We start from the raw sequence: 14,249 nt of genomic DNA, 5'->3' as shown, positions 1-14,249 counted from the left end.
CGCTTACTTTGCTGTGATCAGCGAAGCCTTGAATTATGACACACTTTTTGAAGCCCTGTCAAATCAAGCAAAAGTTTCTGCTTGATTTTTTCGCTCATTCATAAGCGGGGTCGCAGTGTAGCAGAAGAAATCATCTACACGCGATATCGATCTGAAGATCCTTTTAAGCGCTGAAGCAAAGCCGGTGCGATGTCAGTCAAGGGAAGAACCTCGTCAGCGGCACCATTTAAAATTGCCTCACGCGGCATTCCAAATACGATGCAACTCGCCTCGTCCTGCACATAGTTGTAACTACCCGCATCCCTCATCTCTTTCATAGCTTTTGCACCATCATTGCCCATACCCGTCAACATGATTCCAAAAGCGTTGCGGCCAGCCACCTTTGCCGCCGAACGAAAAAGAACCTCGACAGAAGGTCGATGGCGATTAACGAGTTCTCCATCTGCAACCACACACACATAATTAGCCCCACTCTTTTCAACCCAAAACTGCTTGCCACCTGGGGCTACATAGGCATGGCCAGGCAACACACGTGCGCCATTGGCCGCCTCCTGCACAGTAATTTGGCAAAGCCCATTGAGGCGCGCAGCGAAGCTAGTTGTAAATCCAGGGGGCATGTGCTGAGTAATTACCACGCCAGGAGAGTCGGCCGGCAATCGAATCAAGATCTCCTTGATTGCCTCGGTGCCGCCAGTTGACGCACCAATAAATATCAATTTCTCCGTCGAGATGCGGCCAATAGCGATCGGTGCGCTATTGAGACTCGACAACTGCTCAGCCCCCACCGGAGGCGAAGCAACGCGGGAAATTTTCGGGATTTTTGCCGCCGCAGCCACCCGAATCTTGTCAACAATATTGGTCGCAAGCTCCTTGATTCCGTCTACCAAACCGATACGCGGTTTAGCCACGAAATCCACAGCGCCCAACTCCAACGCCTTCATTGTGACCTCAGCGCCACGCTCTGTGAGCGTGGAGATCATCACAACCGGCATGGGGCGCAATCGCATCAAACGCCCTAAAAAATCGAGGCCATCCATTTTCGGCATCTCGATATCAAGTGTGATGACATCGGGGTCCAACTCACGAATCATCTCGCGCGCGACAATCGGGTCATTCGCCGCACCGACACACTGCATATCCGCCTGCTTATTGATGATCTCAGCCAACAAACTCCGCACTAGGGCAGAGTCATCCACCACAACGACACGAATTTTCTTCATCACTACTAACTCAAAAAAGATCTACAGAGCCACCCTGCGTAGACTTCGCAACGGAGGCCGCATTGCCACGCCGCTCCTCGACAGCCAAGGTCTCAGGATGCGAATGTGCCAAGCGCTTCACCAAAGCCTTCCCCGTCACTGGGAAGAAACAAACCTTGCGAGGGTGGATATCCAAAACATCCTGCGATACGACAGGGATGCGCTCCGTGGCAAGATAGTCCAATACAAATTTGGTGTTGCGCTCACCGACATTCATGGTGGTGAAGCCGGCCATCACCTGCGCCCCGCCAAAAATCTTCGCCTGCATTGTTTCTCGCCGGGCTCCCAATTTCAGCATTTCGTTGATTAGCAACTCCATTGCGTACGAGCCATACCGCCCAGAGCCATCCGCTCCGTCACCATCGGGCAGCATGAAGTGATTCATTCCGCCGGTGCGCGCTTTTCCGTCCCAAATGCAGGCGGCAATGCAAGACCCCAGAACCGTCATGATCACGAGATCTTCATTAGAAACGTAGTACTCACCAGGTAGTACTTTCACAGCATCGTATTGAAAGTGATGATCGGCATAAAAGAAAGATGCCTCTCCAGGCTTGCGTGGTTGAGCTTTTAAATGCTCAATTCGAGACACACGCCCGCTTGCCAATGTCTTTGTAGACGGGGCAGCGGCGCCACCTCTGAGAGCTCCCGAGACGAAACTACTTGAAGTTGAAATCATTTGAAGTTGCTATCCAAACAGTTGAGTCGTTTTCTGGTTTCTGATCTGCCGAGGGACTCTCACCTACAACGTTCGTAAACAGTTTTGCCTTTGAGAACAAAAAGATCTCGCGAATCACTGAAGTTCTCAGCATGTCCAACGAACAACAAGGCGCCAGGCTTCATGAAGCGGTGGATTTTCTCCAACACCCTCCTCTGTGTTGCGCTATCGAAATAAATCATCACGTTTCGACAAAAGACAGCATCAAAAGGATCTCGGAATGGCCAGTCGTCCTTGATGAGGTTCACGATTAAGAACTCAATTGCATGACGCAACTCAGGCTTTACTCTGACCAACCCAGCATTGCCCGCTTTTCCGCGCAAAAAATACTTACGCACAAATTCGGCCGGAACCCCTTTTAGCCCCTCCTGCCGATAGACTCCCTGTGCGGCAGTTGCCAGCACCTTTGAATCAATGTCACTTGCTTGCAATGAGAATTTCGACTTGCCAAGCACCTCTGATGCTGTCATAGCGATTGAGTACGGCTCCTCGCCAGTGGACGCTGCGCTACACCAAATCCTGCACTCGGGTGATGACGTACGAGATTTCAAAAAATCTGAAAAGATTTCGAAATGGTGATGCTCCCGAAAAAAAGAGGTGAGGTTAGTGGTCAGCGCATTAACAAACTCCTGCCATTCGGGCCCGTCTGTTGACTCCAGCCAACTCAAATACTCTCTGAAACTGTTATGCCCAGTATCCCGCAATCGTCGCGATAACCGGCTATACACCATTGCATGCTTGCCATCATGCAGGCTGATACCGGCACGCTGATAGATCAGTTTTTGAACATGGTCGAAATCGGAGTTAGTCCACGCGAATTCACGACCTTGCATCTCTCCGGCGGCTTGAGTGGGTGGCAAAGCCATGTTGCGAATGCGCTCCAAAATTTGATCAAGTGGCTAATCGGACGCGCTGACCAGTCCCATCTCAGAAGCAGACATTAGCCGCTCTATATCAAGAAGAATCAGCATCCTGTCGCCAACAGACCCCAACCCAAGTACAGCAGCACTATCAATCACACTGTCGATGTCCGGCGCTGACTTCAAATTCTCTGGAGGCAACTCCATCACATCACTTACAGAGTCAACCACAATGCCTACGATGCGGCTTCGCAAATTCAGCACGATTACGACGGTAAAAGAGTTGTATTCAGCCTTGGAACAATTGAACTTCAACCGCATATCCACGATGGGAACAATAGTTCCACGCAAATTGACGACACCCTTGATGAAGTTTGGCGCGTTAGCCACCCGAGTCGGCGGCTCATACCCGCGAATTTCCTGGACTTTCAGGATGTCGATTCCGTACTCTTCTTGATCCAACCTGAAGGTCAAATACTCCCTCGCGCCAGAGGCCGTCAACTCATTCAGCTTTTCCATCATTCCCATGGTCTTCTCCTTAGGCTTTTATCAATGACGTGAGCGTCTCACCAACGCCCCCGTATCAAGGATCAAAGCAACCTTGCCATCTCCCAAAATGGTCGCACCGGATACATTCGGCACCTTTCGATAATTCGACTCTAGGTTTTTGACAACAACTTGTTGCTGCCCAAGCAATTCGTCCACCAGTAGGGCGACTCGAATACCCTCCGCCTCGACAACCACCATGATGTCACTGGAGCGCTCGAAATCGAAGCGCGGGATCTGGAAAACCTTCTCCAGCTCAATCACTGGCATGTATTCATCACGCACCTTCACCAGCTGCGAGCCCTGCCCAACCGTACTAACGGCATCAGCCTTTACCTGGAACGACTCCACCACCGACGACAGCGGCAAAATGTAGACTTCGTCTCCAACTCCGACGGACATTCCATCCATGATGGCCAACGTCAAAGGCAGACGCACAGACACCTTCATTCCATAGCCCTCAGCAGAGTCAATCTCCACTGTGCCATTGAGGGCTGCAATGTTGCGCTTCACAACATCCATCCCAACACCCCGTCCAGAGACGTCCGTAACCACCGCAGCAGTGGAAAAACCAGGTGCGAAAATGAGTTGCCAAACTTCGGCATCTGACATTTGATCGGACACATCCAACCCTCGCTCTCGCGCTTTCGCCAGGATCTTCGGGCGCGACAAACCACGACCATCATCACGGACTTCAATAACGATTGAGCCCCCTTGGTGTGACGCGGACAAAGTGATGGTTCCAGTTTCTGACTTCCCCGCCGCAATACGATCTGCAGGCATCTCAACGCCGTGATCGCAGCTGTTTCTGACTAAGTGGGTCAAAGGATCCGTAATTTTCTCGACCAAGCCCTTATCCAACTCGGTCGCCTCGCCCTGGGTTACAAAATCGACTTTCTTGCCGAGCTTTCCCGCCAAGTCACGCAGCATGCGCGGGAAACGACTGAAAACAATAGACATTGGAATCATTCGGATCGACATGACTGACTCTTGCAGATCACGCGTATTTCGATCCAAATCAGCCAAACCAGTCAATAGTTGCTGATACACAGCGGGGTCCAGCGCGCGGCTGTTTTGCGCCAGCATGGCCTGTGTAATCACCAACTCACCAACCAAGTTAATGAGTTGATCAACCTTGCTAATCGCGACTCGTATTGTGGCGGCCTCAGGCTGGGACGCCGCAGCCGCGGAAGCAACCTTTCCCGGCGTAGCTTTGGGAATAATTAGCGCAGGCTCCATTACAGGGGTAGCCACAACCTCTGTTGTGGATGGAGTTTGCGGCGCACCCGGTGAACCATCAAAAAACCCAAACCCAATCTGATCAATGCCCCCGCTCTGGACAACCGGGGGCTCAACATGATCCGTCGATTGCTCCAGAATTGCGACTTTTTCTCGCGCAACATGGAAGGCAAACAAATCCAACAAGTCCTCATCACTAGACGTGGTATCCACGTCAAAGACGCGCACGCCAGAGCGATCGCTCACGGCCGCCTTAATGCTTCCCAAGCCGGGGATATCTCTGAACAGCTCTTGAATAGCATCCGCTTGCTCGGGTCGATCGAGTGGACCAATGCTGATCTGTAACCCACGTACGCCATCAGGTCGCGCAGCGGGTTTAGGTGGCGCGGGGAGCGGGGCCGCCGCGACAACCGGAGCCACCGCAGCCGCAACAGGAGTCGGAGCAGGACCGCCGCCAGCAGCGAGCACGCTGATGCGCCGAACCAAATCAGCAGTGGGAGGAGCAACTCCCTCGCCACCCGACTGATGCCGTGCAAGCAGGCCCCTGGACGTATCCGCGGACTCCAACAGCACATCGACCATCGCAGCATTGGGTTGAAGTTCGTGGCGACGCAAACGATCTAGCAGAGACTCCATTTGGTGAGTCAGCTCCGCTACATCCGCAAAACCGAATGTTGCAGCCCCACCTTTTACGGAGTGTGCGCACCGAAAAATTCCATTCAACTCTTCGTCATCGGCAGTTTCCAGATTCAGATTCAGAAGCATGTGCTCCATCTGATCCAGATTTTCTCCAGCCTCTTCAAAGAAGATTTGGTAAAACTGACTTAAGTCAAAATCTCCGCCAGCACCACCTTCGGTATGCATTTCAGCCATCTGAATCTCCTGTTTTCTGCGTCCCGGTTGAATTTTTGAATTTCAACGAATTACTTTTTTGATCACATCGAGCAGTCGCGCGGGATCAAATGGCTTCACCAACCATCCGGTGGCTCCCGCGGCACGTCCGGCCTGCTTCATCAGGTCGCTCGACTCAGTCGTCAACATCAAAATGGGGACCGTCTTGAATTGCGGATGCTCGCGCAATTTGCGTGTCAGACCCAAACCATCCAAACGCGGCATGTTCTGATCAGTCAGCACCAAATCGAAACTCTGCGCCTGCGCCTTCTCATAGGCATCTTGCCCGTCCACGGCCTCAACCACTTGGTAACCAGCCCCAGTCAACGTAAAGGAGACCATTTTCCGCATAGACGGCGAGTCATCAACAGCAAGGATTAAAGGCATGAAAGGCTCCGAAATATTCCGTTAAAAATGTGGTGAAAATCAAAAAAGCTCAATGGATCCGGCATCCATTTCGTCTTGGGTCACAGGATTCGGCCGCTCCGGCACCTCCTCAACAAAAGGAACCGCCTCTCCGTCCTCTGTCCCCATGGACTCTGAGGCCAGCCGATACGCACAACCTTGCAAAATTTTGGAAGTATGAACAATCAGTTGGGAAGCCATATCTTGGAACTGCAACTCAGTGACGGCTGCCCGCAGAGTACTCCGCACCAATTCCAACTCTTGGGACTCCATAAGCGCAGGTGACGCAAGATTCGCACTTGCGGTTGTAAAACGCTCCATGAGGTTCTCCATGGTATGCGCCAGCAAGCCGTCCAAGCGAGTTAAATCATGTACGACCACCAATAGGGAATCTTGAACCTCTGCAACGAGCATAACCGGCAGTTGCACAGCAGGAGCAGCAGGCGAAATCGACGAAGGTTCCATTGTCTTTTTTCCTCTTTGCCTGTCTTTATACCAATCCGCGGCATCCTTGTGAATCACCAAACCAAACCACGCACCTAGCGTATCAGGAATCTGACCCGCTCAGGAAAATTCTGAGTGCGCCGCAGGGTGATGACCATGGGCTCAACACCAATGGCGCCGGTACCATAATGAACCATGATATCGGCAACATTCAGCGCAAAAAGCAACGCCAAAGCGGTAAACATCCTCCACTTAGAGGACTCGTTGCTCGACCATCAATTGGCAGCAAGGATCCTGTCCAAGGCGGAGACACCGTTTAATTTGGTGCGTGTTGATACCTTGCCCATGTTCAAGAAAGCGATGGCCGAAGGGAAGTACCAGTTGGTCATTGCCGATTACCGACTTGGAGACTTCACTGCCATCGATGCCTGGAATTGCCTGGACGACCGCCACAGTGATACCCCCTTCGTTATTTTGTCAGGCACCATCGGTGAAGCCGCAGCGGTCGAGGCTATTCACATTGGTATTAGTGACTATTTGCATAAAGATGAGATCACTGCATTGCCCAGGATCATCCAAAGGACTCTGGATCTGCAGGCTATCAAGGCCGCAAAGAAGAAAACCGACCAGGAATTAGCGCTCTCCGAACAAAGAATTTCTGAACTGGCAGGGCATCTGCAAACCGCCATCGAGCGTGAACGTGCATCCATTGCGCGTGAGGTACATGACGACATTGGCGGAGCCCTCGCCGCCGTCCGATTAGACTTGGGATGGCTAGCACGCCACACTACAGACACGCGATGCTTGCAGCATATTGCCTCTGCCAGCGACATGATCCAGCACGCTGCGCACGCCAGCCAACGCATCATGAAAAATCTTCGCCCAGCCATCCTGGATCAAGGACTCGTTCCCTCGATTGAATGGTTGGCAAGAGAGTTTGAACGAAGGACCATGTGTACCGTGGAGGTAAACGCAGCCACGGAGGCCATGACACTGACACCTGACGTCATGTTGACAGCCTATAGAACGGCACAAGAAGCACTGACCAATGCATCGAAATACGCTATTGATAGCAACCTACGAATTGATATCTCTAATTTGGGTGGCGTACTCACCATAGAAATTGCGGATAGGGGGCCCGGCATGGAAAAAGCTGCACTGCAAAAGCAAAACTCTTACGGGTTACGCGGACTCGCCGAACGCGCAAAGTCGGTCGGCGGCTGGCTGGACGTCAGTTCAACGCCACGCAATGGGACTACGATTACGCTATCGGTCCCATTGAATGGGCCTGCACATCCGACAGAAGAGAGTGAGTCATGATCCACGTTGTACTGTGCGATGACCATGCCATGATCCGCCGTGGAATTCGCGACACCCTGTCGGAGCAAGTGGATATAAAGGTGACGGGAGAGTCGGGCAGCTACGCTGAACTGAAAGACGTCCTACGCGATAGTCCATGCGATGTCCTGGTACTGGACCTCAATTTGCCTGGTCGAGGCGGTCTGGAGGTTTTGGCATCCATTCAAGACAGCCACCCCAATATCCGCGTGTTGATCGTGTCCATGTTCTCGGAAGACCAATACGCCATCCGCAGCCTCAAAGCGGGGGCCTATGGGTATTTGAACAAAGCGGGAAATCCGGATGAACTAGTTGGTGCCGTCCGGTCGGTCGCCCAAGGACGCCGATACGTCACACCATCCGTTTCCGAAATGCTGGTGGAGCAACTATCCAACCCAAACGCAGAAACCCTTCATTCCCGCCTGTCAGAGCGCGAACTGCAAACCTTGCTGAAAATTGCCTCTGGCAAACGCTTGGCAGACATTGCGGAGGAACTGATGCTGAGCCCAAAGACCGTCAGCGTATACCGCGCACGGCTACTGGAGAAACTGGGACTCAGCAATAACGCCGAGCTAGCGGTGTACGCCATCCGAAACGAACTGGTCTAAGCCCGATCACGATCCTGAAAAGATGCCAATCGCCCTCTCCATCAACGCAAGCATCGGCTGATCCAACGCAGGTAGCGTCACAGCAATCCCTACGATCCCCACCACCAAAGTCACAGGGAAACCCACAGCGAAGATATTGATCTGCGGTGCAACGCGGGAAATAATACCTAGTGCCAAATTGGTGAACAGCAGCATGCCAACCATGGGCAGCGCAATCCACAGTGCACTGGCAAACAAATCAGTACCCAGCCGGTAAAGTTGCATGGCAGCAAGAGACTCCAAGAACTTTGGGCTAACAGGAAACGCATCAAAACTTTTGGTGACTGCCAGCAGCACCATGATGTGGCCGTTGAGCACCACGAACAGCAACGTTGCCATTTGCCCGAAAAAACGAGCCACAGCGCTGCTTTGAGAGTTCATCGATGGGTCAAAGAAGGATGCAAAATTCAAACCCATTTGAAATCCGACCACCTCACCAGCCAGCTCTATGGCAGCAAACACCAAGCGCACGGCAAATCCAATCGACAGGCCAATCAGAACTTGCTGCAGCACGACCGCAAGGGCATCAGGCGACGCGATGCTGTAATTGAGGGAGGAAGGAATGGTTGCTTGACAAGCCAGCGCGACAAACAAAGCCAGCGCCACTTTGACGCGCATGGGCACGGCCCTGGACGACAAGACCGGCGCGGAGGTAAAGACAGCCAAGACGCGCAAAAAGGGCCAGAGTAAAGGCGACAGCCAAGCCAGAATCTGCGCCTCCGTAAACGCAATTCCAGGCATGCCGTTCAAACCACTGAAGCTGGAATGGCCTCAATCATCCGCCGGATGTACTCCACCAACATGGTTAGCATCCAGGGACCTGCAATGGCAAACACCGCAATCACCGCCACCAACTTTGGCACAAAGGCCAAGGTAGCCTCATGAATCTGGGTCACTGCTTGAAAAAGGCTTACCAACAAGCCCACCAACAACGCGGCCCCCAACACGGGTGAGGACACCATAAGCAGCATCAACAATGCCTCTTGCCCCATGGTCAGAACGGTTTGCGCATTCATACCCTCTCCTCAGGTCACAAAGCTTGCTGCCAGAGAGCCGACCAGCAAATTCCAGCCGTCGGCCAACACAAACAGCATCAGCTTAAAGGGCAAGGCCACCAGCACCGGTGACAACATCATCATCCCCAAAGACATCAGCACGCTGGCCACCACAATGTCGATCACGAGAAATGGGATGAAAATCATAAATCCGATTTGAAATGCCGATTTCAGCTCACTGATCACAAAAGCGGGAACCAACACCCGCAGAGGCGCAGTATCAGCCTTCACACCGGCATCAAGTTTGGCCAACTTCGCGAACAAGGAGAAATCAGATTGGCGCGTTTGCTTGACCATGAACTCACGCAAAGGCAGCTCCGCTTTGCCAAGCGCCTGCTCAAACGAAAGGACGCTTCGGCTGTAGGGTTCGTACGCATCGGCATACATCCGGTCAAATGTGGGCCCCATCACGAACAAGGTGAGAAACAAGGAGAGTCCAATGATGACCTGGTTCGGCGGGGAGGATTGGGTTCCCAGCGCTTGCCGCAATAGAGAAAGCACAATCACAATCCGCGTGAAGCTTGTCATCATCAATAACACCGCAGGGATGAACGACAGCGCGGTGAAAAACAGCAAGGTCTGAATAGGAACAGAAAAATTCATCCCTCCGCTGCCGGTGCCGACCAGCAAGGGCAGTTGCCCAGGAGTCTGTGCAAATCCCACGGCAGCACCCCCAAGGCACACAACACCCAGACCGAAGCGAATCCAATTACCGAAGCGTCCCAAGCACATCGTTTCTTTCAAATTTCAGGCGAACTGCTCATGCACGCGGGTGCGGTAGCGTCTCAGAGTCCTCATCACGGGACACGGCGACGCTGACTGGTGCGGTGTGCAACAAGGCAATGGACTGCACACTCACCCCCAAAGTCAGCCAAACCCTTGCGTTATCTGGGCCGACTTCAACTGTAACCACTCTTTGATTGGGGCCTACCGCCACTGCAGAAATAAAGCGACTTTGCCGGCCTGCGTCCATCACCCCAGACGCCATGCGCCCACGCAGCCAACGCAAAAACCATGGCAATGCAGCCAGAGCAGCCAAAAAAGCGCCAACCAAAAGCAGTTGCTGCGTCATATCGATCCAGACTAATTCTTGCTGACGCGCCGCAACCGCTCAGAGGGGGTCACCACATCCGTGAGTCGGATGCCGAATTTGTCGTTCACCACCACCACTTCACCTTGGGCGATCAGATAACCGTTGACCAGGACATCCATGGGTTCGCCCGCCAATGCGTCCAACTCCACCACCGACCCTTGGCCCAACTGCAGGATGTGTTTGATGGGAACCTTGGTACGCCCGAGTTCTACAGAAAGCTGTACGGGGATATCCAACACCATATTGATGTCGTTGGCATGCCCCTCGCCGCCCGAACTGAACGGTTTGGGTGGCTCACCAGACAAAGGGCCACCGGACTCAGGCCCGGACTCCGTGGCTTTCTGCTCCAGCAGCGCCTCCGCCCAGTCGGCCATGCCATCGTCGGCAGCAGTGTCTTCGGGTTTTTCTTCAGATGCCATTTCGTTCTCCCAACCAGTTTTGGTCGTTGCCCCGCAGCGCTTTCTCTATGCGAATGGCGTACTTTGAATTGTGAGTGCCGTATTGGCACTCAAAGATAGGGACACCATCCACCGTTGCTTGGATGCGTGGCTCACGGTTCAGTTCAATGAAGTCCCCTTTTTTCATGACAAGCAATTGCTCCACCGTCGCATCCGCGCGCGCCAACTCGGCCACCAGCGTGACCTCTGCGGCTTGAATCTCCCGCGTAAGCACATTCACCCAACGGCGATCCACCTCTATGGAGTCCCCCTGGGTGGATGAGTAAAGCACATCCCGAATAGGCTCCAACGTCGAATACGGGAAACTGAAATGAATTGCGCCTGTGATATCCCCAATTTCCAACTGAAAAGAGGTCGAGATCACAATTTCGCTGGGCGTTGCGATGTTGGCAAACTGCGGCTGCATCTCGCTGCGCTGGTACTCCAACTCCAGCGGATAGATGCCCTTCCAAGCCTTTTTGTACTCTGTGGTAATGACTTCCACCAAGCGATTGATGACACGTTGTTCTGTCGCAGAAAAATCACGTCCTTCAATTCGGGTCTGAAATTTTCCGATTCCGCCATACAAGGTGTCGATCACACCGAAGACCAACGCCGGCTCACACACGATCAAACCACTCCCCCGCAACGGACGGATGGCCACAATATTGAAATTGGTCGGAACTGCCAATTCGCGTAAAAAAGCGCTGTAGCGCTGCACCGCCACCGGGCCTACCGAAATTTCAGGGCTTCGGCGAATAAAGTTAAACAAACCCACGCGCAGGTTACGCGCAAACCGCTCGTTGACGATTTCCATCGTGGGCATGCGCCCACGAACGATTCTTTCCTGGCTAGAAATGTTGTAAGAGCGGACTTCGCCGTGCTCAGCAGCTTCCTCGACCGTCTTCTGGCTCTCGCCAGTAACGCCTTCCAGGAGCGCATCAACTTCCTCTTGAGAAAGAAACGACTCACTCATAGTTCAGTCCTGTTCACCCCTATTGCACAATGAAACTGGAGAAAAGCACCCCGACCACAGGGTACTGAATCGGCGCGGGTTTACTTTTCTTCTTTTTGGTGGATGCAGTTTCCTCTTCATGCGCATCTTCACCCCCGCCAAAGGGGATGGAGGCAACCTGCAAAATATCAGCGGCCAGTTTTTCTTTGCCCTCTGCCTTGAGCAGCTCCTCTGCAGTCCGCTGAGAGATCAACATCAAAATGCCGCTGCGGATGGTTGGCAGGTAAGCCTTGACAGAATCCGACGACTTGGCATCCATCACCTCCAAAGTAATGCCTATCTGCGCCACTCGCTCACCGCCAGGATCGGCCAGATTCACCACCATAGCATCCAGCGGCAAATACGCGGGAGGGGCCTTGGGATCGGCGTGGGCCGCTGCTTTTGTGGGAGCGACCTCCTCCCCATCTTCGGAGGCAGCACGCTGTTTGCTGATGACAAAGAAGGCAGCGGCACCGCCCAACACAAGCACCAACACAGCAGCCACGATGATGATCAGCATCTTTTTGCTCTTGGCGGGGGCCTTGGCGGCATCTGCGGCATCGGGTTTTGCTGACACGGTTGGATCCTTACATTAAAGACGGTAGTCGGATTATTGATGGAGTCACAGGCCACCTAAGCACGAATAAGGTGGGATATTCAGCCACCGCTGCCATTATTGACACAAACCTAGACTCACACGAAGAGATCCAATGCCCTGCCCTGGGGAATCTTGGGCCGCGCCGGACTGTCTGCAAGCACTGGCACCTGGACCGCTATGCTTGCCTGCCGCCCTTCTTGGCGTGGCCGCCCCCCCCCATGCCCCGATGCCTCACCACTGTGCGAAGTGCCAACGGACATGCCAGTCAACACCACCCCCTGACGTTGTAGCGAATCCTTCAGTTGCTCAGCGGCCTTCTCAATGGCATCCCGTGCGTGCAATTCATCCGTTCTAAAGGAAACCTGGGCTTCATTTCCCTGCATGCTAATACTCACTTCAACCGGGCTCAAACCCATGCCATCCAGCGTGAGTTCAGCATTCTGAACATCCTGCGCAATCCAATAGGTCACCTGCTCCGCGACATAAGACTCGATCGACCCACTGGCTTGGGTGGCCACCACACCATCCATCCCCATGGGGGCAGATGTGGACTGGGGTTGCAAGTACACCGCATCCGCAGACACCGGCTTGCCGGCAACCGGTTCCCACAGACGGCGCTCTGCCATGGGCGCCTGGCCGGAGACGGGGGCGGGTACGACCCGGTTTTCCATGCCCACGGTAGACACCAGCTCTTGCAGATGCACCATCTCCATGTCAACCCGTACTTGCGCGGTATCGTCGCCGGCGGGCTGCGCGGCTGGCAGGGGGGTGGCCTGCGCTTTCTGCAAGTCTGCCGTACTGACCGGTTTGGCGCTCTTGTGCCCCGCCGCCAAAAGTCCGGTAGCAACGGCACTCTCCGCGCCCGATGCAGACCAGGAGGGCCGCTTCACACCGAAAAAAGCAGCCCCTTGCTGGGAGGGCGCGTGCTCCTCGGATGCGGGCGCAGTCTGCCCTGCGGTCACGGGCACACCCAATACCCAGCCGGCCAAGGCCGTTACATCAGTCGCAGACGCTAGCGCATCCTCATCCTGGGGCTCGCCCCCAGCCAACGCACCACTGCCGTCGCCCAATAAGTCCGATGCATCCGCAGCCACCGTAAGCGCATCGTCTGCGGCCCCTAGCATGGCGAAAAATCCCGACGCGTCGCCAGCAAGTGCAGGTGCGCCCTTTCCTTTGCCGCCGGCAGCAGTTGGGGGCGTTTTGGCCAGGCCGTGACCGGCGGAAGTTGTTTCGATCGTCATCGTGTGTCCTCCAAATGGGCAGCTGCCACCCTGCGTGCGTGGACCATGGCAGCCATTTCATCCATACGCCCCTGCTCGCGACGCTGCTCGGTGGCCGCCAGCGACAACTTGCGCGTCTCCAGCACCTGCTTCAAACCCGACACCCGCATCTCGGCCTGCACCAGCGAAGCGCGACATTGGGCTTCCTGCCGCGCCAGATTGGCAATCACGCCATCCTGCATGCCCATGGCGTGCTGCAAGCGCTCCACAAACTGGTAATGGTGCCGAATCAACTCTGGCGACAGGGCTGTGTGATGGCCCTGTATCCAGCGAGCATCGGTATCTTGGGCATAACTTTGCAACTGCTGCAACTGCTGCTGCCCCATCTGCGCCTGGCGTTGTGCCCGCGCCAGCACCTGTGCCAGCTCGTCGCGCTGGCGCTCAGCCAGCTCAATCGCAAGTTGCAGACCGTGGAAGGAGTGGTTCATGGTGAGTTTCAAGAAAGCGC

18 protein-coding genes are annotated in these 14,249 nt (G+C 54.2%); 2 read left to right on the top strand and 16 right to left on the bottom strand.

The features are described 5' to 3' along the window. Nucleotides 1-134: 134 nt before the first annotated feature. From AC3WS7_RS10160 to AC3WS7_RS10130, 7 genes are read right to left on the bottom strand one after another with little or no spacing between them, the layout of a single operon-like run. A complete protein-coding gene (locus AC3WS7_RS10160) occupies nt 135-1,223 on the bottom strand; it encodes a protein-glutamate methylesterase/protein-glutamine glutaminase (protein ID WP_492656259.1) in 1,089 nt (362 codons plus the stop codon). 7 nt (nt 1,224-1,230) lie between these two features. Continuing rightward, a complete protein-coding gene (cheD, locus tag AC3WS7_RS10155; RefSeq protein ID WP_296472051.1) occupies nt 1,231-1,935 on the bottom strand; it encodes a chemoreceptor glutamine deamidase CheD in 705 nt (234 codons plus the stop codon). A gap of 59 nt (nt 1,936-1,994) precedes the next feature. Beyond that, nucleotides 1,995-2,840 carry a CheR family methyltransferase gene (locus tag AC3WS7_RS10150; RefSeq protein WP_492656258.1) on the bottom strand — a complete coding sequence of 282 codons (846 nt, stop codon included), beginning with the start codon at nt 2,838-2,840 and terminating at the stop codon, nt 1,995-1,997. Nucleotides 2,841-2,873: 33 nt separating this feature from the next. Continuing rightward, nucleotides 2,874-3,362 (bottom strand): chemotaxis protein CheW, encoded by a 489-nt coding sequence (locus tag AC3WS7_RS10145; RefSeq protein ID WP_296472047.1) that lies wholly within the window; start codon nt 3,360-3,362, stop codon nt 2,874-2,876. A gap of 21 nt (nt 3,363-3,383) precedes the next feature. Further along, nucleotides 3,384-5,492, bottom strand: coding sequence for a chemotaxis protein CheW (locus AC3WS7_RS10140; protein WP_296472045.1), 2,109 nt, complete (start codon nt 5,490-5,492; stop codon nt 3,384-3,386). Between the two features lie 42 nt (nt 5,493-5,534). Further along, nucleotides 5,535-5,897 carry a response regulator gene (locus AC3WS7_RS10135; RefSeq protein ID WP_094475562.1) on the bottom strand — a complete coding sequence of 121 codons (363 nt, stop codon included), beginning with the start codon at nt 5,895-5,897 and terminating at the stop codon, nt 5,535-5,537. A 39-nt stretch (nt 5,898-5,936) separates the two neighbouring features. Beyond that, complete coding sequence (locus AC3WS7_RS10130) at nt 5,937-6,380, bottom strand: hypothetical protein (RefSeq protein ID WP_296472061.1); 444 nt, start codon at nt 6,378-6,380, stop codon at nt 5,937-5,939. A 174-nt stretch (nt 6,381-6,554) separates the two neighbouring features. Here AC3WS7_RS10130 and AC3WS7_RS10125 point away from each other — a divergent pair, with 174 nt between their 5' ends. Together AC3WS7_RS10125 and AC3WS7_RS10120 are read left to right on the top strand one after the other, a co-directional pair. After that, nucleotides 6,555-7,679, top strand: coding sequence for a sensor histidine kinase (locus AC3WS7_RS10125; protein ID WP_492656257.1), 1,125 nt, complete (start codon nt 6,555-6,557; stop codon nt 7,677-7,679). Further along, nucleotides 7,676-8,305 carry a response regulator gene (locus tag AC3WS7_RS10120; RefSeq protein ID WP_492656256.1) on the top strand — a complete coding sequence of 210 codons (630 nt, stop codon included), beginning with the start codon at nt 7,676-7,678 and terminating at the stop codon, nt 8,303-8,305. The genes AC3WS7_RS10125 and AC3WS7_RS10120 overlap by 4 nt, the downstream gene beginning before the upstream one ends. 6 nt (nt 8,306-8,311) lie before the next feature. On the opposite strand, the gene fliR is transcribed toward AC3WS7_RS10120, so the two are convergent. From fliR to fliJ, 9 genes are all read right to left on the bottom strand, one after another. Beyond that, entirely contained in the window at nt 8,312-9,085 is a 774-nt protein-coding gene (fliR, locus tag AC3WS7_RS10115; RefSeq protein WP_492656255.1) for a flagellar biosynthetic protein FliR, read from the bottom strand. A gap of 5 nt (nt 9,086-9,090) precedes the next feature. After that, the gene (gene fliQ, locus AC3WS7_RS10110) at nt 9,091-9,360 is read right to left on the bottom strand and encodes a flagellar biosynthesis protein FliQ (protein WP_094475570.1); all 270 of its coding nucleotides are present in this window, start codon (nt 9,358-9,360) and stop codon (nt 9,091-9,093) included. A 9-nt stretch (nt 9,361-9,369) separates the two neighbouring features. Next, complete coding sequence (gene fliP / locus AC3WS7_RS10105; protein ID WP_492656536.1) at nt 9,370-10,131, bottom strand: flagellar type III secretion system pore protein FliP; 762 nt, start codon at nt 10,129-10,131, stop codon at nt 9,370-9,372. Between the two features lie 28 nt (nt 10,132-10,159). Beyond that, nucleotides 10,160-10,471, bottom strand: coding sequence for a flagellar biosynthetic protein FliO (locus tag AC3WS7_RS10100; protein WP_492656254.1), 312 nt, complete (start codon nt 10,469-10,471; stop codon nt 10,160-10,162). Nucleotides 10,472-10,482: 11 nt separating this feature from the next. Next, entirely contained in the window at nt 10,483-10,911 is a 429-nt protein-coding gene (fliN, locus tag AC3WS7_RS10095) for a flagellar motor switch protein FliN (protein ID WP_296472036.1), read from the bottom strand. Further along, the gene (gene fliM / locus AC3WS7_RS10090; protein ID WP_296472034.1) at nt 10,901-11,905 is read right to left on the bottom strand and encodes a flagellar motor switch protein FliM; all 1,005 of its coding nucleotides are present in this window, start codon (nt 11,903-11,905) and stop codon (nt 10,901-10,903) included. The genes fliN and fliM overlap by 11 nt, the downstream gene beginning before the upstream one ends. A gap of 19 nt (nt 11,906-11,924) precedes the next feature. Then, nucleotides 11,925-12,443, bottom strand: coding sequence for a flagellar basal body-associated FliL family protein (locus tag AC3WS7_RS10085; RefSeq protein WP_492656253.1), 519 nt, complete (start codon nt 12,441-12,443; stop codon nt 11,925-11,927). Between the two features lie 173 nt (nt 12,444-12,616). Further along, nucleotides 12,617-13,762 carry a flagellar hook-length control protein FliK gene (locus AC3WS7_RS10080; protein WP_492656252.1) on the bottom strand — a complete coding sequence of 382 codons (1,146 nt, stop codon included), beginning with the start codon at nt 13,760-13,762 and terminating at the stop codon, nt 12,617-12,619. Beyond that, nucleotides 13,759-14,229, bottom strand: coding sequence for a flagellar export protein FliJ (fliJ, locus tag AC3WS7_RS10075; RefSeq protein ID WP_492656251.1), 471 nt, complete (start codon nt 14,227-14,229; stop codon nt 13,759-13,761). The genes AC3WS7_RS10080 and fliJ overlap by 4 nt, the downstream gene beginning before the upstream one ends. Between the last annotated feature and the right edge of the window lie 20 nt (nt 14,230-14,249).

The sequence above is a fragment of the Rhodoferax sp. EU05-FHT12H12 genome (genome assembly GCF_058791215.1).
This window is presented reverse-complemented; position numbering and strand designations above follow the sequence as displayed.